The 20,890-nt window shown below is 64.6% G+C and carries 16 protein-coding genes and 1 pseudogene; 10 read left to right on the top strand and 7 right to left on the bottom strand.

The genetic code is table 11. From position 1 onward, the window contains the following. Positions 1 to 66: 66 nt before the first annotated feature. Together MET49242_RS03035 and MET49242_RS03040 are read left to right on the top strand one after the other, a co-directional pair. The gene (locus MET49242_RS03035) at positions 67 to 633 is read left to right on the top strand and encodes a chromate transporter (protein WP_036280566.1); all 567 of its coding nucleotides are present in this window, start codon (positions 67 to 69) and stop codon (positions 631 to 633) included. Beyond that, positions 630 to 1,166, top strand: a complete 537-nt coding sequence (locus MET49242_RS03040) for a chromate transporter (protein ID WP_036280568.1) — start codon at positions 630 to 632, stop codon at positions 1,164 to 1,166. Before MET49242_RS03035 ends, MET49242_RS03040 begins: the two co-directional genes overlap by 4 nt. Before the next feature lie 148 nt (positions 1,167 to 1,314). Here MET49242_RS03040 and MET49242_RS03045 read toward each other — a convergent pair whose 3' ends face one another. Beyond that, a complete protein-coding gene (locus MET49242_RS03045) occupies positions 1,315 to 1,617 on the bottom strand; it encodes a DUF736 domain-containing protein (protein ID WP_036286693.1) in 303 nt (100 codons plus the stop codon). Positions 1,618 to 2,013: 396 nt separating this feature from the next. Between MET49242_RS03045 and MET49242_RS03050 the strand changes: the two genes are divergently transcribed. From MET49242_RS03050 to MET49242_RS03065, 4 genes are all read left to right on the top strand, one after another. Next, a complete protein-coding gene (locus MET49242_RS03050; RefSeq protein ID WP_036280569.1) occupies positions 2,014 to 3,243 on the top strand; it encodes a tyrosine-type recombinase/integrase in 1,230 nt (409 codons plus the stop codon). Next, positions 3,237 to 4,157 (top strand): tyrosine-type recombinase/integrase, encoded by a 921-nt coding sequence (locus MET49242_RS03055; RefSeq protein ID WP_036280571.1) that lies wholly within the window; start codon positions 3,237 to 3,239, stop codon positions 4,155 to 4,157. The genes MET49242_RS03050 and MET49242_RS03055 overlap by 7 nt, the downstream gene beginning before the upstream one ends. Continuing rightward, positions 4,154 to 5,161 carry a tyrosine-type recombinase/integrase gene (locus tag MET49242_RS03060; protein ID WP_036280574.1) on the top strand — a complete coding sequence of 336 codons (1,008 nt, stop codon included), beginning with the start codon at positions 4,154 to 4,156 and terminating at the stop codon, positions 5,159 to 5,161. The genes MET49242_RS03055 and MET49242_RS03060 overlap by 4 nt, the downstream gene beginning before the upstream one ends. Before the next feature lie 328 nt (positions 5,162 to 5,489). Beyond that, the gene (locus tag MET49242_RS03065; protein ID WP_036286693.1) at positions 5,490 to 5,792 is read left to right on the top strand and encodes a DUF736 domain-containing protein; all 303 of its coding nucleotides are present in this window, start codon (positions 5,490 to 5,492) and stop codon (positions 5,790 to 5,792) included. Positions 5,793 to 5,930: 138 nt separating this feature from the next. Here MET49242_RS03065 and MET49242_RS23880 read toward each other — a convergent pair. The 6 genes and pseudogenes from MET49242_RS23880 to MET49242_RS03095 all read right to left on the bottom strand — a co-directional run. Further along, positions 5,931 to 6,086 (bottom strand): annotated as a pseudogene (locus MET49242_RS23880) (DUF736 family protein); the annotation flags it as partial. Between the two features lie 599 nt (positions 6,087 to 6,685). Further along, entirely contained in the window at positions 6,686 to 7,102 is a 417-nt protein-coding gene (locus MET49242_RS03075; protein WP_036280578.1) for a hypothetical protein, read from the bottom strand. Between the two features lie 123 nt (positions 7,103 to 7,225). Then, positions 7,226 to 8,164 (bottom strand): DUF2493 domain-containing protein, encoded by a 939-nt coding sequence (locus MET49242_RS03080; RefSeq protein WP_036280581.1) that lies wholly within the window; start codon positions 8,162 to 8,164, stop codon positions 7,226 to 7,228. A gap of 329 nt (positions 8,165 to 8,493) precedes the next feature. Then, entirely contained in the window at positions 8,494 to 9,537 is a 1,044-nt protein-coding gene (locus MET49242_RS03085; protein WP_036280583.1) for a toprim domain-containing protein, read from the bottom strand. Positions 9,538 to 9,607: 70 nt separating this feature from the next. Then, positions 9,608 to 11,761: a ParB/RepB/Spo0J family partition protein gene (locus tag MET49242_RS03090; protein ID WP_036280585.1), complete on the bottom strand. Its 2,154-nt coding sequence runs from the start codon at positions 11,759 to 11,761 to the stop codon at positions 9,608 to 9,610. Between the two features lie 177 nt (positions 11,762 to 11,938). Further along, on the bottom strand, positions 11,939 to 13,132 hold the full coding sequence (locus MET49242_RS03095; protein ID WP_036280587.1) for a hypothetical protein: 1,194 nt from the start codon (positions 13,130 to 13,132) through the stop codon (positions 11,939 to 11,941). Positions 13,133 to 13,381: 249 nt separating this feature from the next. Between MET49242_RS03095 and MET49242_RS03100 the strand changes: the two genes are divergently transcribed. From MET49242_RS03100 to MET49242_RS03115, 4 genes are read left to right on the top strand one after another with little or no spacing between them, the layout of a single operon-like run. Then, positions 13,382 to 14,602 carry an ATP-binding protein gene (locus MET49242_RS03100; RefSeq protein ID WP_036280589.1) on the top strand — a complete coding sequence of 407 codons (1,221 nt, stop codon included), beginning with the start codon at positions 13,382 to 13,384 and terminating at the stop codon, positions 14,600 to 14,602. A 4-nt stretch (positions 14,603 to 14,606) separates the two neighbouring features. Next, complete coding sequence (locus MET49242_RS03105; RefSeq protein WP_051133964.1) at positions 14,607 to 15,836, top strand: DUF6361 family protein; 1,230 nt, start codon at positions 14,607 to 14,609, stop codon at positions 15,834 to 15,836. After that, positions 15,833 to 17,686 (top strand): hypothetical protein, encoded by a 1,854-nt coding sequence (locus MET49242_RS03110; RefSeq protein WP_036280593.1) that lies wholly within the window; start codon positions 15,833 to 15,835, stop codon positions 17,684 to 17,686. The genes MET49242_RS03105 and MET49242_RS03110 overlap by 4 nt, the downstream gene beginning before the upstream one ends. Next, complete coding sequence (locus tag MET49242_RS03115) at positions 17,683 to 20,880, top strand: helicase-related protein (protein ID WP_051133965.1); 3,198 nt, start codon at positions 17,683 to 17,685, stop codon at positions 20,878 to 20,880. Before MET49242_RS03110 ends, MET49242_RS03115 begins: the two co-directional genes overlap by 4 nt. The last annotated feature ends 10 nt before the right edge of the window (positions 20,881 to 20,890 follow it).

Genomic DNA, 20,890 nt, shown 5'->3' on the forward strand with positions numbered 1-20,890 from the left:
AAAAAGATTCGCCGCCGCGCTCACTTTCAATTATCGCTATGTAATAAAAACATAGCGAGTAACGGGATGGTGGACCAAACGAAAGACGCTGCGCCGGGACTATGGCGGATAGCAGACGTGTTTATCCGCTATGCGAACTTTACCCTGGGTGGCGGCAGCGCGACGACGGCGACGATGCACCGCGAATTGGTGACCAAGCGCCGCTGGGTCGATGACCAGCACTTCACTCTATCCTTTGCGCTCGCGCGGCTGACGCCGGGGACGAATGTGTTGGCCTTCTGCACGGGGATAGGCTGGATGCTGCGGCGGCTTCCTGGCGCGATCGTAGCGCTGCTCAGTGCGTCCATCCCTTGCACGATCATCGTTGTCATTCTGACCGCGCTTTTCAGCCGCTGGCAGGAGAACCCCACGGCGCAGGCCGCTTTGCACGGCGCGGTTGCGGCGGCCGTCGCGATCACAGCCAAGACAAGCTGGACGATCGCAAGGCCGCACTTCAAAGGCGGCGCGCGGGCGCGCGTCGTCATCGTGAGCATAGCTGCCTTTGTGCTGCATGTCGGCCTCGGCCTGTCGGCGATTCAGGTCCTTCTGCTGGCCGCCATAGTCGGTACGATTCTTCCCCCGGTGCGCGCATGAATATCGTTTATCTCTATTTGCTATTGCTCAAAGGCACGGTGACGGCATTCGCCGGTCTCGCCTCGCTGCCGGTCATTCAGGATTCTCTCGTCAACCAGCACCATTTGCTCACCGACCAGCAATTGAACGAGGCGGTCGTCATCACGCGAAGCACGCCGGGGCCAGTCGGCCTCTACATCGTGAGCGTCGGCTATTTTGTGGCAGGCTTGCCAGGTGCGTTCGTCGCCTGGCTCGCAATGATAACGCCGGCGATATTGATTATTCCGCTCGTCCATTATGTCGGCAAGCGCATGGAGCATCCACGGGTCAAGACGATCCTGCAAACGGTCGTTCTCGCAAGCGCGGGTCTGCTGCTCGCGGCCTCGATACCGCTGGCGCATGACGGTCTGACGGATTGGATCACGGTCGCGATCGCGGTCGCGAGCATGATCCTTTTGCTGACAACCGAGGTTGACACGCTTTGGATCATTCTTGGCGCCGCTCTCATCTCCTTGTCCGCATCGTCAGTAGGATTGGTCGTGGGCATCTCCTGAAGTTCCCAGCCGCCATTGCTTCAGGTGCAAATCGAAAGCTGGTTCCGCATCAAGCGCGAATGCGGATACTTGCAGTCATCTCGCTCCGCATAATAACGGGGCGATATCCGCGACGCCCCGCTGTGTGGCGGGGCGCCGCGGGCGCCGATCAGCGCGACCAGATCAGCGCGCATTCGCCATTCTCACCGTCGAAGAGGTTGGCGTAAATGGGGGCGGTGAAGCTGGGATCGTCGAGCTTGACCGAGTGGTAGGTGCGGCCCTCCTTCGAGGTCCGGCGCCACGCGGCCCCGATCTCGACGCCTGAGACGATCACCCGGAGGTCGGGCGCCTTGTCGCTGGTGGAGGCGGGATCGCTGGGGACGAGGCGCGCCTTGGCGTCGATGGCGAGGGTCTTGATCGCGCCGGTGTAGGCGCCATCGTTGCTGCGGGTGAACGAGCCGATCTGGGACATGGTGTAACTCCTTTTGCTGTGTTCCAAGCCCGCGACCATCGCGGCCTTGTGGCGATCAGGAGCACCGGGACGGCCGCCCCGCACCTGCAAGGGCCGCAGCGCACGCGAAGGACGGCATGAGCCGAGCTTCTTGTGCCGCGAGGAGCGGCGCAGCCGCGGGGAAGAAGGTCGGCGACGCCGTTGCGGGGACAAGGCCGGGTCGAAGACCGCATCCTGGGGCCGATCCGCCCAGCAAAGGCCCGTTGGTCATGGGGGACACCGCACCCATGGAGAACACACCCAGCATGGATCAGTCACCGCGGGCGATGGCGGACACCGATCAGCGCGCCATCGCCGTTTCGGACAATGGAAGCCCACGCTTCATAGTCCCGCCTCCAGCAAACGAGGAGGCGAACCGTGCCGATAGGTGTCTATGTAAGAGCGAAGAGCGTCGTCAAAGACCGGCTGCGAGCAGGACTTGCCGCCGATCACGTCGATGATTTTACCGCGTGGCTGCGACAACGGCGCTATACCGACAAGACGATCGTCGAGCGGATCAGGCTGCTCGCCTGCTGGACGCACTGGGCGCGCGAGAAGGGCTATGCGTTCGACACGGTCCGCGCCGCGCACGCTGCGTCGTTCGCGCTGATCGACGCGGGATATCGCCCGCGCTTCCGGGGCGACGTCAACAAGGACGCGGTCGAAACCGGCAAGCTGTTCATCGGCTATCTCGAAGATCGCGGCGCGTTGCCGCGTGTGCCAGTGCTGCCGGGGCCGCCAATCGTTGGCGAGTACATGGTGTGGGCGCGCGAGCAGCAGGGGCTGGCCGAGACGACACTCGCCACTTACGCCAGCGCGATCATCCCGTTCGTCGCCGCGCTCGGTGAGGATCCGGCTGCCTATGACGCCGCGGCGATCCGGGGCTACATGCTGGGCCGCGCCGGCGCCGTATCTGTCGCCCGCCTCAATGGTATCGGCGTTGCGATCCGCGCGTTCCTTCGCTTCCTGATCGCGATGGGGCGTTGCCCGCCGGGGCGCGACCGAGCCATGCCCCAGGCGGCGGAATGGCGGCTCGCCTCGATTCCGCGCTTCCTACCCGAGGACGACATCGCGCGCATCATCGCCGCGTGCGAAAGCGAGCGGCGGCTGCGCGACCGCGCGATCATCCTGCTGCTGGTTCGGCTCGGAATGCGCGCCAGCGAGGTCGCGCGGCTCGGCTTCGACGATATCGACTGGAGACAGGGCAGCATTCGACTGCATGGCAAGGGGCGTCGCGAAGAGCTGCTGCCGCTCAGCCAGGAGGTCGGCGATGCTTTGATCGCCTATATCGAATGCGCACGTCCCGCGTTCGCGGCGCGTGCGCTGTTCCTTACCGAATCTGCGCCGCTCCGACCGATCGACCGCGGCACAATCAAGTGCGTTGTGCGGCGGGCGCTCGAGCGCGCCGGGGTCGAAAGTCGATTCAAAGGCGCGCATGTGCTGCGTCACTCGGCGGCAACGTCGATGCTGCGACACGGGGTGAGCCTCGCAGGCGTCAGCATAGTGCTACGCCACCGCTCGCCCGCGATGACGGTGCATTACGCCAAGGTCGATATGACGCTGCTCGCGACGATCGCACAGCCCTGGCCGGGGAGTGCGTCATGCTGATTGACGACGCTCACCGCTATGTCGCGCTCCGCCGGTCGCTCGGCTTCAAGCTCGAAAAAGCCGCGCGTCACCTCGACGCGTTCACCCGCCACGCGGTCGATCATGGCGACAGCCATATCCGCGCCGCGACGGCGCTCGCCTGGACGGCGGCTGTCTCTTCAACGCCGGACACCCGCTATCGCCGACTTCAGGAAATAGCCGACTTCGCACGGTTCCTGCACGCCGAGGACGCGAGGCACGAGATACCACGGCATCATCTGTATTATCGTCCGCGCTCGCGACCCGCGCCATATATCTACACCCCGGACGAACTGGTCCGGATGCTTGATGCCGCCGCGACTCTGCGGCGTCAGAAGCCGAGCCCGCTCCGGCGGTACGTCCACGCGATGCTGATCGGACTGCTCGCCGCAACGGGCCTGCGCGTCTCGGAAGCGCTGAACCTGCGGCTGGGCGATCTGTTGCCGGGCGGCGTGCTCCACATCCGCCAGACCAAGTTCAACAAGAGCAGGCTCGTGCCGATGCACGCGAGCGTCATCACCGCGCTCGACGCCTATCTTCGCATCCGGGCGACGGTCGCGGGCATCGATGACCATGTATTCCTGACGGTCGGCGGCAAACCGATGGGCCTCGGGACCGTCCATGCCGCCTTCCATGCAATCCTGGACAAAGCCGGTATCGCGCCGGATCGACCACGCCGCCCGCGCATCCATGACCTACGCCACACCTTCGCGACGCGCGCGCTGGAGCAATGCGCGATGCGCCGCGCGGACGTCGCCCGCGACTTCGTCGCGCTCTCGACCTATCTGGGGCACGGCCATATCCGGCACACCTACTGGTATCTGGAATCGACGCCTGACCTGATGGGCGACATCGCCGCCGCCGCCGAGGCGCTGGTTGCGGAGGTGATCGTATGACTCCGATCGCACCGCTCATCACAGCGTTCCTGCGCGAGCACATGCCGCAGCAACGCGGGTATAGCCTGCACAGCTGCGAGGCCTATGCGACCTGCTTTCGGCTGTTGCTGACCTTCGCGGCTGACCGCCTGAAGACGCGGCCATCGCGGTTGACGTTGGAGGCGATCGACGCCGCCATGGTGCTCGCGTTCCTCGCCCACATCGAGCAGGATCGCGGCAACAGCCCGGCGACGCGCAACCTGCGGCTCGCCGCGATTAAGGCGTTCATGCGCTACGTCGAACTCCAGCGCCCGAGCGCGTTGGAGCAGGTTGCTCAGATCGATGCGATACCGGGCAAGCGCCATGACCAGAAGCTCATCCGTCATCTGACGACGGCGGAGGTGCGCACTATCCTCGACGCGCCCGACACGTCAACTCGATCGGGAATCCGCGATCGGGCGATGCTGCACCTATGCTTCGCCGCCGGCTTGCGCGTCTCGGAACTCGTCGGGCTAACCATGAATGGCGTCACCCTGCATCCCAACCCAAGCGTCCTTGTGTTCGGCAAGGGTCGACGCGAGCGCAGTCTGCCGCTCTGGAAGGAGACCGCGCGCGACGTTCGCGCCTGGCTTGCGGTGCGCGGAAACCCGCCAACGCCCGAGCTGTTCGTCAACGCGAAAGGCATGGCGATGACGCGCGCCGGATTCGAATACATCCTCGAGAAGCACGGGGCGATCGCCGCGAAAAAATGTCCGACGCTGGTTGGTCGCACGCTATCGCCGCACCTGTTGCGGCATAGTTGCGCGGTGCTAATGCTTCAGGCCACGCGTGACATCCGCAAGGTCGCACTCTGGCTCGGTCATGCCGATATCCGCACCACCGAGATCTACCTCGGGATGGATCCGTCCGAAAAGCTCGAGGCGGTCGAGGCGGTGCTGCCGCCTGCGCTGCGACGCGGTCGGTTCAAGGCGCCTGACGCGTTGATCGCATCGCTGATGGCCGATGCCCGTTCCGTGCCGACGTGAGCGGGTCGATGCCGGACCGCCATCGCCCGCGGTGACTGATCCATGCTGGGTGTGTTCTCCATGGGTGCGGTGTCCCCCATGACCAACGGGCCTTTGCTGGGCGGATCGGCCCCAGGATGCGGTCTTCGACCCGGCCTTGTCCCCGCAACGGCGTCGCCGACCTTCTTCCCCGCGGCTGCGCCGCTCCTCGCGGCACAAGAAGCTCGGCTCATGCCGTCCTTCGCGTGCGCTGCGGCCCTTGCAGGTGCGGGGCGGCCGTCCCGGTGCTCCTGATCGCCACAAGGCCGCGATGGTCGCGGGCTTGGAACACAGCAAAAGGAGTTACACCATGTCCCAGATCGGCTCGTTCACCCGCAGCAACGATGGCGCCTACACCGGCGCGATCAAGACCCTCGCCATCGACGCCAAGGCGCGCCTCGTCCCCAGCGATCCCGCCTCCACCAGCGACAAGGCGCCCGACCTCCGGGTGATCGTCTCAGGCGTCGAGATCGGGGCCGCGTGGCGCCGGACCTCGAAGGAGGGCCGCACCTACCACTCGGTCAAGCTCGACGATCCCAGCTTCACCGCCCCCATTTACGCCAACCTCTTCGACGGTGAGAATGGCGAATGCGCGCTGATCTGGTCGCGCTGATCGGCGCCCGCGGCGCCCCGCCACACAGCGGGGCGTCGCGGATATCGCCCCGTTATTATGCGGAGCGACATCACCTCCAAAGTCCCGGAAAACCGAAGTTCCGCCCACGCGACTCCGCATAATAACGCACTACGCATAATCGGCGCGGCCGACGAAGACGCGGTGGCTGGGGGCGTTGTCGTTGGCGCGGTTCGTTTCGGGGACGATGCGGACGCCGCGCGCCTGGACGCTGAGGGTGACGATTTCGCCCTGATACTCGTTGCCGGACTTTTTGAAGGAGCCGATGTTCGCTATGATAATCTCCTGTTGATCTCGCTTTCGAGCCCGCGACCACCGCGGCCTCGATGGCGCTTCGAGAGACGAAGGCGATTCGCCGACGCACCCGTAGGGCCGCAGCAAAGCCGAGGACGGCGGAGAAGCGGCTTTCTTGCCTCGCGAGGAATGACGCTGCAGGCGTCAGGGGAAGAAAGTTGCTGACCCGCTGTTGCGTCTCAGGCGGTCGAGGCGCAGCCGTCCTTCGTCCAGATGAAGCCAAGAGAGAGGCCAGCGTTGGCGCCGGGCTGGATTGCGATCAATGCGGAGAGTTGGCGCGCAACATCGGTTGCAGCACAAGTCCTGCGAGCTACGAGGCGAAGGAAAAGAAAGCTTCGGCGGCGTTCGGGTGACGTGACCTCAGACCGGAGCGACCGTCGCGACGAGAGGAGCCGCAGCGCGCTTCTTCATCGCAGCGGCGTCCGCGCCGCAGCCTCCGCGTCAAACGATGCCGCAGTCTCTCGTCACCGGAAAATGTGACGTTCAGCCGTCCGAACTCGGATTGCGCAACGACGGGGAAAGATCCGTCGGTCCCGGCTCACCGAGGCGCCAGAAAGGCACTGACCGCCGCCCGGGGCGCCTCATCTCGCGGGATCGGGAGGCGGCGCTTTCAATCGCGTCCGCGCCGCTGCGGCGACTGCGAGCGCTCCAAGAAACGCCATGGCGTCACGCCAAGGTCCGCTTGCGCCGCCAAGGCCAGCGAAAGCGCCCGAAAGCTGATAGCCGGCGACGCCCGCCGGGATGGCGTAGATCAGCGTGATCGCGAGCCGGATGGGTGCAGAGCGGGTCGCGGCGACGCCGATGCGGATAGTGGTCAGGACGCCAACGCCCGCGATCAGCGCCAGAGCGACGGCGCCGATGACGCCAGCGCCAGCGTTGAACGCGGCGAATGCAATGGAGAGCGCCGCGAAGAAAGCGAGAGCATCGACGGCGAGTGCATAAAGGAGCCAGCAAAAGAGCCCCAAGCCTGCGAAATTGAAAAGGATGGCGAACAACATCTTTGCTGCTCCATGGCGTGAGTCGAGGTTGCGCCCCCACCTCCGCCATGGCGCAATGCACATCGTCGTCAGAGGAATATGGAGAATCCTTGGCGACGGCGCGTCATTGACCAGTGGCGGCGCTTATGCGCCGCTGCTCTCGTATTTCCAGACCGGGATGCCGAGGACCCGCGCCTTGTCGGCGAGATTGGCGGAGATGCCGGAGCCGGGGAAGACGATGACGCCGATGGGGAGCGTTTCGAGCATCCGGTCGTTGCGCTTGAAGGGGGCCGCCTTGGCGTGACGCGTCCAGTCGGGCTTGAAGGTGATCTGCGTGACTTTGCGGTTGTCGGCCCAGCATGACGCGATGCGTTCGGCGCCCTTCGGCGAGCCGCCATGCAGCAGCACCATGCCGGGATGTTTCGCCAGCGTTCTGTCGAGCCGATCCCAGATGGCGTGATGGTCGTTGAAGTCGAGCCCGCCGGTGAAGGCGATCCGGGGACCGGCGGGTATGAGAAGCTCGGTGTCGGCGCGGCGCTTGGCGGCGAGAAAGTCGCGGCTGTCGATCAGCGACGCCGTCAGCGAGCGATGGTTGACCTTGGAGCCGCCGCGGGGACGCCAGGACGAGCCGGTGTGCAGTTCGAAGGCGTCGGCGGCTTGGTCGCGGAAGAACTCCATGCTGTCCCGGCGTTCGATAAGAGTCTGGCCTTCGCAGATCAGCCGCTCGAGCTCGACCGAGCGGATTTCGGACCCGTCCTGCTCCTTCTGGCTGCGCTTTTGCGCCTGCTCATTGTCGTCGAGTTCGCGCTCGATGCGGCCGACGGCGCGGTGGAAAAGGTTGACGGTGGACCAGAGCAGGTCTTCCAGGTCGGGCTCGAGGCGGCTGTCGCTCAAGGTGACGACAAGCGCGTCGAAGATGTCGGCGACGGCGCCGGTGATCGTGCTGGGCTCGGGCAGCGGCCGGGGATCGGGTTCGTTGTGAAAGGGGCGGTAGCCATAGAGTTGGAGTTCGGCGAGCACCCGGTCAGTTGGCGAGGCGGCTTGCGCGGTCTCGGGGTCTTGGTCGTCGCGATCGGTCGTCATTGGCGTTCTCCTTCGCCCGTTGGGCCGCGACCCTCGCGGCCTTCGTGGCGACAAAAGGCGGCGGACGAGACCGGCTGGCACCGGGAGCGCAGCGACGGGCCGAAGCGCAGCGGAGGATGGCGAAGCGCCGGCTATTTTGTTTCGCGCTGTAAAGCGCCCGCAGGGCGCGACGGAAAATAGCCGGCCGCAGCCATTGCCGGGCGGGCGCGTGCGACGCAAAAGTCGCCCTCTCAGAAGGCCGGGACTGCGGCCCGATCTGGCGGGTAGGAGCCGATTGGCGAGGAAGGCGGCGGCGAGAGGTCAGCGGCGAACATGCTCGACCTGCGGACTCACGCGGAGAGCGTCAGGAAGCGCTCGACGTCCTGCGGCGCGAGCTGCGTCCGGATCGCCGCGCGCAGCGCATCTTCGCCAAGGCGGCGCAGATCGTCGTTGAAGTCGCCGAGCCGGGGAACAAGGACGATCGCCTCGATGCCTTCGGCAGTGGCTCGGTCGACGAGGATTGCCGAAGCCTTCTTGCCGGCGGCGTCATTGTCGCAAAGGACGTAAAGACGGCGCAAGGCCGATGGCAAAAGCAGCGCGGCAAGATGCGCGGATGAGAGCGCAGCGACCATCGGCATGGTGGGAAGCAGAGACCGAACCGACAGAACGGTTTCGATGCCTTCGCCCGCGGCCATGACGTCGAGAGGCGCGCCAAAGCGCACGCCATTGCCACAAAGATCGCCCATCATCCGGCGAGGAGTGGCGATCGGCGCCTTGTCGCGCCCCGATCGATCGAGCCAGGTGCGATGCGCGCCGGTCATCTTGCCGTCGAGATCGCTGACGGCTGCGATCAATGCGGGCCAAGTTTCGACAGCAAAGGATTTTTCCGGCCGATAGTAGCAGCGGGGGTGAAAGCGCAGGCTGTCGAGATCGTGCAGCGTCGTCATACCGCGATGTCGCAGATAGCGCTCGGCCAACGTGCCTGTGATCGGTCTCGACATATGGAAGAGACGTCGCGCGGCTTCCGAAGACGCTTTCGGCGCGTGGATATGCGATGTCACTCGTTCTGTCTGCGGGTCATCCCTCGGCAGACTGAGAAAGCGCCGTGCTTCATCAATGGCCTCGACGAAGTCGGCGCAGCGGGCGCTTTCGCTGATGACGTCAAGTAGATCGCCATGTTCGCCCGTGGCGGCGTCGGTCCATTTTCCGGCAGCGCCCTTCCCGCTCTCCGGTCCGGTCAGGCGAACAAATAGGCTGCGGCCCAGCGCATTGCGCACGTCGCCGACAAGCCAGTACCGGCCTTCGCGACGGCCGTTCGATAAATATCGCCGGCAGACCGCCTCGGCGTCCCGCGCGAGGCGGCGCGCTAGCTCGGAGGCTACTGAACTGGGCATGGCTCCACCTCCAAAAGAAAAAGGGGCCCGCCATTGCTGGCGAGCCCCACGCTGTCGGCCTCGGGGAGGTCTATTCGGCGGCGACGCCCTGGGGCTCGTCGACCGACGCCTGATCAGCATCTTCCTCGGATGCGGTTTCGTCGATGGCCGTTTCGCTTTCGATCGCCGCCGATTCTTCGACCGGTAGGGCGTCATCCTCGGCGGGGCGCTCCGAGGGCGTTCCTTCGGAGGCATGCAGATGCGGGGCGCGCCCGGGCGTACGAAGCGGCTCGGGCAGCCAGTTCGTCCCCACAAGGAGCCTTTCGGCTTCCTGGACCATGTCGCCTTTCTTCAATCCTTCGATGCGCCGGGCGACTTCTGTGCCCTTTGCTTCGCTCACCGCCTGGACGATGCGCGCCTTGGTCACGCGGCCGAGAAAATTGTCGGCCGTCGGCGTCCAGCCCGTCGCCGAGATGTCGAGTGACAGTGAGGTCGCGAGACGGTCGGCATGGGCGATGGCGCGCGGACGCCGGCTCCAGGGCTCATGCACGGCGTTGACCGTCAGGGAGACGCAATGCGCGAAGAGACGTTGGCGTGCTTCCACGTCAAAGGTCGTCAGAGCGTCCCAAAGGTCTTGTGGCTCCGCCGGGAGCTGCTGCGACCAGTCGAGATGACGGGCGTCGACCTTGGCGGCAAGGGCCGTGTCGGAGAGACCCGGCGCCTGCGCGCCAAAGGAAACATTCTTCGCTTCGATCTCCATGCAGGTGTCCGAACCGTAGCGGTAGAAGAGGCGCAGGCAGATGGCGTGTAGCGCGGCGAGGAAGGCCATGTCCGGTTCATTGCCGAGCGCCTCGCGCAACGCGAGCGTGCGATAGGCGGTAAGTTCCGTCAGCAATTTGTCGGGCAGAGGGCGCAGGCCCTCGTCTTCCTCATCCTCCGCGGAGCCAGAACGGACGGCATCGTCTCCGTCCGGCGCCGCGCCCTGAGCAAGGGCCGCTGTGCTCAAAGGCGCGCTACCGGCGTCCTCCATCTCACCTTCCCCGGCCAGCGCTTCAAGCTCCTCGATCGGCGCTTCGTCCTCGGGGCGGACATAGCCGCGCTCGATCCGCAGTCGCCCCGAGCCGTCGATGCTGACGAAGACGCCGCCGCGGGCTATGTCCTCCGGTGTATAAATGACCGGACGATCTTCCATCGCTTCGAGCGCGGTCTCGATTTCGGCAAGGCGCACATCGACGTCTTCGGGAATCTCGTCGGCGTCGGAATAGGCGGCTTCGAGCTGTTCGGCTTCGAGGCGGAGCGACTCACGCGTCGCGGCTTCCTCTTCGCTCAGAGGCTGGCGTTCGCCCTGCAGATGTCGGAGCCCATAAGTGTGGCCATAGGGGAAGTCGATCGCCGTCTCGACCCATTTCCAGCCCTCGGAGCGAATGGGCTCGGCGTCCCGGGTGAGTTTCTCGGCGATGAGCCGTTCGAGAAGGGGGACATCCTGCAGCCAGCCGCCGTCGTCGCTCTGGAAAAGGTCCCGCATGATGGGACCGCCAGCGGCGAGATAATCTTCGCCGACATATTGCGCCCGCTTGTCCGAAGCCCGGACCGCGCCTTCCGTGAGAAGGCGGCGGATCTGATAGGCTTCCTTGTTGTAGGAACGCTGGATCGCCTCCCAGACCTGTTCCTGCCGCTCATGGTCGGGATTGACGGTGAAAGCCATCAGCTGGTCGAGCGTCATGCCGTCCTCGGCATAGACGTCGAGAAGCATTGGCGACACGGAGGCGAGCCGCAGCCGCTGTTTGACGACGGCGACGCTGACGAAGAAGGCGGCGGCGATCTCTTCCTCGCTCTGGCCTTTCTCACGCAGCGTGAGAAAGGCGCGGAACTGATCGAGCGGGTGCAAGGGCGCGCGCTGAACGTTCTCAGCGAGGCTGTCTTCCTCGGCCGTGCCCTCCAATCGCACCACGCAGGGGATGGGGGCGTTGCGCGCCAGGCGCTTCTGCTTCACCAGAAGTTCCAGCGCGCGGTAGCGGCGCCCGCCCGCGGGGATTTCGAACATGCCCGTCTCTGCGCCTTGCTCGTCGATGACCGGCCGCACGGTGATGCTCTGCAGAAGCGTGCGGCGCGCGATGTCCTCCGCGAGTTCTTCGATCGAGACCCCCGCCTTGATGCGACGGACATTCGCCTGCGACAGGACGAGCTTGTTGAAGGGAATGTCGCGCGAGGCGCTGAGCTGGATTTTCTGAACCGACCTGGTCATGGGGATCAACTCCGCGACGGGCGGCCGGGAGCCTCTCTCTCGGCCTCGAACCCGTCACGAAGCGCAGCGCCGCCCTCTGACTTTGAGGGCGACGCCGGGAAATCATCGAGGCAAATTCGTAGGCGGCGACGACCATATTGTCGAACAGCGGTCCCCACTGCGCCAGCGGGCCTGAACCTACGCCGCCCGCTCGAAGAGCTTCTTCGCTCGCGCCTCGAGATCGAGCCGTGCGTCCTGATGCGTCTTGTCGCGCGCAATTGCCGTAATCCCTTGGACGAAGTCGAACACGCTCTCGGGCTTGCGTCCTTCCTCCGTCAGTACGGTGTCGATGATTTTCGCGGTCTCCGCTTTCGAAAAGCCGCGCTTGCGCAGGAATTCCGTGCGGTCGTCGTCGCAGCGCGCGACGATGCGCTCGCGAGCCGCCTTGACGCCGTTGATGAAGGGCAGCGGCGAGGAATTGGCGAAGCGGGTCAACGCCGGCGCGGCCTCATGCGCGAAGCGCGACGCGGCGTATTTGGAATGCCGGATCGTGATCTCCTCGAAATCCTCGACGCCCCAGAGATTGCGGTTCTGACAGACGGCGCGAAGGTAGAAGCTCGCAATGCCAAGTGTCTTGGCGCCGACCTCTGAGTTCCAGCAGTAGAAGCCGCGAAAGAAGAGATCGGGCGAGCCGTCCGGCAACCGGCCGGCTTCAATCGGATTGAGATCGTCGACGAGAAACAGAAACACGTCGCGGTCGGAGGCGTAGAGCGTCGTCGTGTCTTGGGTGACGTCGACATTGGGGTTGTAAATACCAGTCGACCAATCGAGCACGCCTGGGACCTTCCAGCGCGTATCGCCCGTGCCGTTGCCGGCAATGCGCTGCACCGCCTCGATGAGCTCGTGGTCATAGATGCGCCCGTAGTCCGGGCCGGTGACGGCGCGCAACTCGACGCGGCCGTCTTCGGTTTCGAGCGTCTTGATCTTTTCGGCGCGGTTCGAGGTCAGGCCGTATTGCAGATTGATGCCGGCGAGCGAGGCAGGAAGCTGGCGCAGATAGGCGGCGGGCGCGCCGACCTGGGCGGCCAACTGGCCAAAGCTCCAGTGCGTCGGCGCCACAGGCGCTTCGGCACCGGGAAGGAGTAGCGACAGCCGCTCGGAATCGGTGCGGCTCGCCTCGACATGGATCAACGCGGTTTCGACCACGCGGGTCCGGCTGCGCTCGGCCCGATCGCGCACCGAGCGGGCCAATTCACCGAGCGAGAGGAACCGCTCGTCATCCGGTCGCGAAAACCATTCTGAAGAAACCCGACCGACGCGCTCGCCACGCGTGACATCCACCTTGTAGCCGCCGCTGAGATCGCGGCGGGGGTCTAGAACCTGCATGTTCATCGGGAAATCTCCGCGACGGGCGCCGGAAGCCTCTCTCCCAGCCTTCAACCCGTCGCGGAACACCCGGCCTGCACTCTCGCTCTCGGGGGCGTCCCCGCATAAGGGGTCGGCAGAGATATGGCTCGGCCGTAGAGGAAGGCGTTCCCCTCACTACTCTCGGATAGCGACGTTCACGATACCAATCAGCGGGCCATTGACTACAAATCTGCCGAAGCTGATAGTGCCAATCAGCCGGAAGCCGGAGATGTCATGTTTCAGCGATTCGTTGAGCGGCGGGCGGAGGAGGCCCTTGCGGACACGCCGGTCGTCCTGATCGTGGGACCGCGCCGGGCTGGCAAGACGACGCTGGTGCGAAAGATGGGAGAAACTGGCTGGACCTACAGCACACTCGACGACCAGACCGTCCTTGAGGCTGCCCACTCCGACCCGGCCGGCTTCATCCGAGGTCTGGATCGAGCCATCATCGACGAGATCCAGCGCGCGCCCAGTCTGTTGCTCGCGATCAAGAAGTCGATCGATGAGGACTATCGTCCAGGCCGTTTTCTGCTCACCGGTTCCGCCAATGTGCTGACCTTACCGCGTGTCGCCGATAGCCTCGCTGGCCGGATGGAGACCATACGGATGCTGCCCTTGGCCCGAGCGGAAATCGAGAACCGGACACCGACCTTTCTGGAGCGCCTGTTTGCGGGGAATTTGCAGAGCCAGAAGAACGCCATTGTTGGCGACGAGTTGATCCGACTTATCCTCCTCGGCGGCTTTCCTGAAGCCATCAGCCGTGACAGCGAACGGCGGCGGCAGGACTGGGCGCGTTCCTATCTCACCTCGATCCTGACCCGTGATCTGCGCGATATTGCCGAGGTGGAGAAGCTGACCGAACTCCCAAAGTTCGTGCGACTTCTCGCTGAACATTCCGGGCAGCTCGTCAACTATTCCCAACTCGCAAGCGGCATCAACGTCAACCACCGGACCGGTCAGCGCTATGTCGGTTTGCTCGAACAGGTTTTCCTGATCGCGACCCTGCAGCCATGGTTCACCAACGCGCTCAAACGCATCGTCAAGACGCCCAAGCTGCATTTCCTTGATTCCGGCCTGCTGGCTGCCGCGCGCGGGCTGACTTTCGATCGGATCAAGGCGGATCGGGGGGCGTTTGGCGCGCTGCTCGAGAGCTTCGTGTTCTCCGAAGTGCTGAAGCTGATGACGGCCTCAGACCTGCGTCTGACGCCACACCATTTTCGCGATCGGGACATGCGCGAAGTCGACATCGTGCTCGAGCGCGACGACGGCATGATTGCCGCCATCGAGGTGAAGGCGAGCGCAACGGTCAAGGCCAGCGACTTTTCGGGCCTGCGCGCATTGGCGGAAGCCTGCGGGGACCGCTTCGCGTTTGGCGTTATCCTCTACGACAGCTCTGACATCGTGCCGTTTGGCGATCGGTTGGCAGCGGCGCCCCTGTCGTCTCTCTGGAGGTGACCCGGTGTCTCGGCCTACGAGATCATCACAGGCGCAACGCGCGGCGCTCGTCGAGCCATCCTTGGGATGGACTTATTTGTCCCGCGAGGCGCTGGCCCGCGCCAAGGCGCAAATGGACGAAGAATCCATGGGCGTGCGCGACGAGATCGGCTTTCTGACTATCCATCAGCGATACGCGGATCACTTCTTCCCAGGTACATCCGTCCTGCACACCCGGGCTCGCTACGCGATCTTCGTGCCTTGGTTATTCGAGGATCTCGCGGGTTTGACCAGACCGGCTGCCGAGCGTGCCCTACGCGAACGCGAAAGGGTGCTTGCAGGGCGGCTTCGAGACGCCGGCGAATCCCAGGTGATTGGCAGTCGTGTTTTTCCCAAGCCTTCCAGTCAGCCGCCATCGACCGTTTATTGGAATGCTCTCGCGGTGTGGGGAATCCTGCGCCCGCGTCTTGACGGGCGGACGATTTCTCGGGCGCACGCCCATAGACTGCTGAAGAGCGTTAGCGCGGCGACCGACGATGACGGACAGCCACTCCTCGGCTTCGATCCGCCGTTCGTTCCGCTACCGAAGCGCCCGGTTGGCTGGCGCGATGGATCGATCACTCTCCGGTTGGCGGCCGCGGAGGCCATATTTCTTCGCGAGCGCCTCGCGCAATTACGCGGCAGCGGAGGTCATGAGCTTTCCTTACTCGCGCGCCTTGTTCGAACAGAGGCCGCATCGCCGCCGGGAATGTGGGCCGATGAGACCCGTGCGATCGCCGGTCCCGACCGCGCGCCGCTGGCGCGTGCGCATCAGGCGGCCAATCTGGCCGGCGTGGGGCGCGCCATATATGACGCTCTCCTTGAACATATCGTCGAGGCCTACGACAAACGGGAGACGTCAACCCGACATCGCGATCACCTCGTCTCGATCGTTGCCGAATACGGCGCCGTCGCGGCGAAACTCGATGTCGACGCGCTTGAGGCAGACATAGGCGCGCTGCCGTCGAAGTTGCGCGCCGTCGTAACGGCGACGAAAGATTGGATAGCTTCGAAGCCGACTGATCCCCGACCGCTTTTCGAGGTCTATGAGGCGGCCGAAGCCCGAAAGGGGCCCCGCGCGCGGCTCCCCCTAACGCCCAATGGTCGCGCGCGGCGGCTCGAATGGGCGAACGACGAGCATGGTCTAGCTGGACCTCTCCACTATAGATGGGAGCAGGTCAGCACGCTCCTTAACGATTTGGCGGACGCCGAATGAGCGGGACGGTCGACAGCTGGCCGGCGCTCTCGTTTCTCGATGGCCTTCGTCCCGGCCCCGACGAGAATGTCGAACTGGCCTTGCTGGCCTCCTATTCGGCGGATCTGGGGACTATTGGCGCGACGCTGCTTGCCTTGGCCGGCAAGGACACAGATGCAGGCCGTGGAAGCCCCTCCGACTTCGCCGATGCGGTCGAACGCCTTCGTGGAAAGGTGCGCATCATCATTCAGCGAGGGCGGCTGGCGAAAATGCGTCGGACACCGCGTATCGCGGCGGTCCTCGACCAGTTCGTGCGCGAAGTCGATTTTGATGAAGCTATCCATAGTTGGCATCCCAAAGCAGCCCTTGTTCGCACGCGCGATGCGGGCGGGAACGTCGGCTGGCGCCTTTGGATCGGGAGCCGCAATCTCACCGAAAATGTGAACCGGGACATCGGACTGCTGCTCCTGTCCGCGGAGAAAGGCGGCGCTTTTTTCCCAGGCGCAGAGGACTTGGCGCGTGCGCTGGCCGAGAGAGCAGCTTTCAAAGGCGTAAGGCCTGCTTCATTGGGCGCTGTCGTTGCAAAGGTAGCCTGGCGCGCTCCGGCCGGCGTGCGCGTCGAGCGGCTTCGCTGGTCGGACGGAAGTGGAAACATGGCGGTTCCCGTGCCCACGGCGGGTACTGATGAAGTCGTGGTGGTGAGTCCGTTCATCGACAAAACGTTCCTCGCTCGACAAGCGCCACAGGGATCGAAACCGGCGCGCCGCGTGCTGTTGACGACTATGCGCGAGATCGAGCGGATTGGTCCCTCGCTTGCGGCGTTTGATGATCTGCTCGTGCTGGACGCACCGGACTATCCAGTCGGAGATCCCGAGCCTGATGCAGACATCGCCGTGGCGGCTTCCGATCGTGATCCGGCTGATGACGAGGAAGAAGAACTTGGCCGTGGACTTCACGCGAAGCTGCTGTTCATGCGATCGGGACAAAAGCGGCGGCTATGGCTCGGCAGCGCGAATGCGACCATGCGTGCTTGGACTGGCCGCAACGTCGAAGTGACCGCCGAGCTGGTCGTCACGGAGCCTGTCGAGAGAGGACTGAAAGCACTTATCGGATCAGCTCGGTTGGTTGAGGTGCCGCTCGTGGAACATGCGCCCGACGCCGTAGCGCTGGAGGAGGAGGCGCTCGAACGCGCGCGAGCGCAGGTCGCGGCCCGATGGGCCGCTCAGCTCGGCTTTGACGATGAAGGCGCGCGCCTCGCGCATCGTTCCGATCTCCATCCAGGCGGGCCTCATCCAGACGAGCGGAACATCGCGCTCGAGGTGGGCATGCTCCACGGCGAATTGGTTGCGTGGCCCTGCGGGCAAACCATCGTGCCTCTGGGACCGATGCCTCCAGCGGAGCGGAGCGAGTTCGTGCGGCTGCGCGTGAGCCGTGGGGGAAAAGGGCTTTCTTGGCTGCAACGCGCGCCCGCAGATCCGCCATTTGGGGAGGATCGCGACCGCGCGGCGTTCGTGCGTTTTCTAGGCGCCAGAGGGTTCCTCTTGTGGCTGGCCGGATTGCTGGCGGACGACGGCCGCGAGGGGGAAGGCGACTGGACGAATGACGAACCACGGGAGCGCGCCGATCCGAGAATGAATCCGGCACTAGATTCCTCGCTGCCGACACTGGAGGAGATGTTGGCGGCATGGGCGCGTGATCCCGAGAAGTTTCGTCAGATCGAGCGGCGGGTATCTCAGTATCTGCCTGCTGTGCTTGAGGAGGCCAAGCGGGAAGACCCTCAGACTGCGGATATGCTGCGCCGCTTCGATGATTTGTGGGGCAAGCTCCGCAGCGGGCTCGGGGTTGCCGAAATCAAGGGCAAACGCCCATGAGTGCCCCAAAGCCATTTCAGAAGGCGGCCGTCGATGCGGCGTTTGCGGCCTTTGCCGACCTTGACGGCCGACGGCGCTTTCTTGTCGCTGATGAAGTCGGCCTTGGAAAAACCGTCGTGGCGAAGGAGCTGGCTTGCCGCATGGCTGATGGCGGTCGCCGGCCTCTTACCATCTACTACATCGCCAACGGACACGCTGTGTCGCACCAGAACAAGAGCCGGGTTGTCGGCTTCCTGGGCGACTTGCAGCTACGGGATGCGATCAAGACGCCCGATCGGCTTTCGCTGATCGCCGTCGAGAAGCGGCCTGCCAGCCCGGTTTTGATCTATGCGCTCACCCCTGCGACCTCGTTTCCGGGCGCGAAGGCTCGCCTGACCGGCGGCCGAAAGGAAGAACGGGCGTTTCTGAAGGTGCTGCTCGAACAGAGCTATCCGGCTTTCGCTCGCGATCTCGATCCCGACATCTTGCGGCTTAGTGCGCGCGGCTCCTGGGACTGGGCTGTTACGGAAGCCGAGAAGAAGTTTGCGGCGTCGCCACCTGGCTTGCGGCAGAGGTTTCGTGAGGCGCTGGAGGTTGAGTTTGGCGAACCTGGGCGTGCGATGCTCGATCTGGCGCTGCACGGCGACACTGAGCGCAGGATCAAGCCGCTCAGGCCGACCACCTTCGTTGGCCGTCTCCGGCGAGCCTTGGCGCTGGCAACGCTACGCCATCAACCACCAGACCTTGTCATTCTCGACGAGTTCCAGCGCTACCGGCAGCTTCTGGACGAGAAGGACGCCGACCCGCTCCTGAAGGCGCTGCTGGAGCCTGAAGGCTCGGCCAGACGTCCGGCGATCCTGCTGCTGAGCGCCACGCCATATCCGTATCTGACCACGCGATGGGAGGAAGCGCGCGGTGCGCTTGCTCACGCGGAGCTTCTGAAATTGATCGAGTTTCTCGCCGGCTCGGACGCGCGTGATCGCGCAAAGGATCTTTTTGCGGATTTTGGGGACAAGTTGCGCGCCGTCTCCGCCCATTCCGATGCAAGCCGCCCGGAACTGATGGAAGAGGTGACGGAAGCGCGGCGTCTCAGGGATGAGCTTCGGCAGCTTATGACGCCGGTGATGTCGCGCACGGAGCGGGACAGCGTGGCTTCCTCCGATCCGCTCGCCGGCACCAAGTTTCTCCATGCGGACCCGCTGCCCGAGGATTTTCAGGTGTACCGGCATTTGGCGGAGAGCTTCGCCGAGCAAGTGCGCTACGAGGCGTTGCCGTACTGGTCGTCGGTTCCGTTGCCGGCCCAGTCCCTCGGGCCGCGCTATGCGGCTTGGAAGAAGGCCACGATCAAGGCTGCGCCGAAGCTCACGCGGATGACGCGGGAGCGCCGCAACAAGCTCAACGCGCCGGCCGACTGGCCGGACGCCAAGCTTCGTGCGCTGAACGGTGTTGCTCCGCCCGCATTGTTGTCGTTGCCCTGGGTCGCCCCATCGCTTGCATGGTGGCCTCTTCGCGGGGGGTGGGCGGCGGCGACGGCCGATCAGAAAGGCGGGGCTGATCCCAAGCTCCTTATGTTCAGCCGGTTCCGTGCAACGCCCCCCAGCGTCGCAGCGCTTCTCAGCTTCGGGGTCGAGGCACGCTGCCTTCCCAAGAAACAAGGGGGATACGAAAAAGCCTACAGGCGGCGGCGCTTCAAGCTGGCGGCGGTCCCCGGCCCCGTGATGGCGGCGTTCCATCCCTCGCCATGGCTGATCCGCAACACCGACCCGCTCGCAAAAGCGGGGGCGCCGCTCGGTGCTGTCCGCAAGGAAGTTCGCCGGCAGATTCTCGCTGCTTTGCCGAGAGGCATTGTCGAACGGAACACCGTCAAGGCCCGCCGGCGCCACAGATCGATTGCCCGCGTCTTGGCGTCCATCGAACGCATGGCGGGTATTGCGGAGCAGTCGGCGGCGGGATGGAGCAGTGCGATCGGTGATGATCGCGCCGCGCAATCGGCAGTGCGAAAGTGGCGCCAGACGCTGCCGATCGACAGGCTATCGCCGGCCGAGATTTCCGACCTCGTTGACTACGCCATTGGCGCGCCGGGCGTCGTGCTTGGCCGGGCGCTGCGGCGCCATGACCCGACGATCCTGGATGGCCCGCGATACCCCGAACTGGTTCAGCTCAGTTGGCAGGGCCTGCGTGCCTATCTCGACAACCCGGTTATATTGTCATTGCTGCCAGGCAGGAACGCGGTCGAGCAGGTCATGGGAGCGGTGGTCGACGGCGGGTTCGAGAGCGTTCTCGACGAGCATTTCTGGCTCCGCGCCCAGAATCTCCATGAGGGCGCTGCGGGTCTTGCCAGGGATCTGAAGGCGTCACTCGGGCTCCGTGCCGGCAGTTTCAGTTTTCATGGGATCGGCGGGCAGCCGCACAAGATTCCTATCCGTTGCCATGTCGCCGTGCCATTTGGCGACGCGGAAGCCGAGCCGGTGGTCAAGGTGGAGGGAGGCGTGGCGCAGGCCACTCCGGCGCGTCCAGATGAAGTGCGCCGAAGCTTCAACACGCCTTTCTGGCCGCATGTCCTGGCGACGACATCCGTTGGGCAGGAGGGCCTGGATTTTCATCCGTGGTGTTCGCATGTGGTTCATTGGGACCTTTCCTCCAATCCGCTCGACCTCGAGCAACGCGAAGGCCGCATTCAGCGCTATGCGGGCCTGTCGGTCAGACGGAAGTTGGCGGAAGAGCTGCGCGACGAAGTGCTTGGTGATCTCGCCGTGGATCAAGGCTCGCCCTGGCGATGCGTGGAACGGCACGCGGAGCGCTTTGTCGATAAGAGCGGCCTTCGTCCGTGGTGGGTGCTCGACGGCGCCGAAATTCGCCGGCATGTTTTCGAGCGTCCCTTTGGTCGGGACATGCTGCGGTTCGCGCAACTTCGGGAGCAGCGCATGATCTATCGACTGGCTCTCGGCCAGCCCAACCAGGAAGATTTTATCGACGTGCTATCGCGCGGCGGGGAAGCGACCCGTGCGCTGCTGCAACCGCTCGTCCTGGACTTTTCCGCAATGGGTCTTCGGCAACAACACACGATTGCCCCGGACTCATCGGCCAATGGCCATGGGCAGGCGGCAGAGACCGGCGCTCCGGCATTGGATGACGGCGACATGGCCGCGCCTGCGTCGGCAACCAACCAGCCTATGACCGACGTCGATGCCCATCAGCGGCTGATGCCTGGCTGATCGGAGAGAC

The sequence above is a fragment of the Methylocystis sp. ATCC 49242 genome (assembly GCF_000188155.2).
GTDB lineage: Bacteria > Pseudomonadota > Alphaproteobacteria > Rhizobiales > Beijerinckiaceae > Methylocystis.

Coding starts and splice junctions, on each gene's coding strand:
- MET49242_RS03035 (WP_036280566.1), top strand. CDS start 67: ATGGTGGACCAAACGAAAGACGCTGCGCCGGGACTATGGCGGATAGCA.
- MET49242_RS03075 (WP_036280578.1), bottom strand. CDS start 7,102: ATGTTGTTCGCCATCCTTTTCAATTTCGCAGGCTTGGGGCTCTTTTGC.
- MET49242_RS03115 (WP_051133965.1), top strand. CDS start 17,683: ATGAGTGCCCCAAAGCCATTTCAGAAGGCGGCCGTCGATGCGGCGTTT.
- MET49242_RS03095 (WP_036280587.1), bottom strand. CDS start 13,132: ATGAACATGCAGGTTCTAGACCCCCGCCGCGATCTCAGCGGCGGCTAC.
- MET49242_RS03065 (WP_036286693.1), top strand. CDS start 5,490: ATGTCCCAGATCGGCTCGTTCACCCGCAGCAACGATGGCGCCTACACC.
- MET49242_RS03060 (WP_036280574.1), top strand. CDS start 4,154: ATGACTCCGATCGCACCGCTCATCACAGCGTTCCTGCGCGAGCACATG.
- MET49242_RS03045 (WP_036286693.1), bottom strand. CDS start 1,617: ATGTCCCAGATCGGCTCGTTCACCCGCAGCAACGATGGCGCCTACACC.
- MET49242_RS03080 (WP_036280581.1), bottom strand. CDS start 8,164: ATGACGACCGATCGCGACGACCAAGACCCCGAGACCGCGCAAGCCGCC.
- MET49242_RS03040 (WP_036280568.1), top strand. CDS start 630: ATGAATATCGTTTATCTCTATTTGCTATTGCTCAAAGGCACGGTGACG.
- MET49242_RS03100 (WP_036280589.1), top strand. CDS start 13,382: ATGTTTCAGCGATTCGTTGAGCGGCGGGCGGAGGAGGCCCTTGCGGAC.
- MET49242_RS03110 (WP_036280593.1), top strand. CDS start 15,833: ATGAGCGGGACGGTCGACAGCTGGCCGGCGCTCTCGTTTCTCGATGGC.
- MET49242_RS03085 (WP_036280583.1), bottom strand. CDS start 9,537: ATGCCCAGTTCAGTAGCCTCCGAGCTAGCGCGCCGCCTCGCGCGGGAC.
- MET49242_RS03090 (WP_036280585.1), bottom strand. CDS start 11,761: ATGACCAGGTCGGTTCAGAAAATCCAGCTCAGCGCCTCGCGCGACATT.
- MET49242_RS03055 (WP_036280571.1), top strand. CDS start 3,237: ATGCTGATTGACGACGCTCACCGCTATGTCGCGCTCCGCCGGTCGCTC.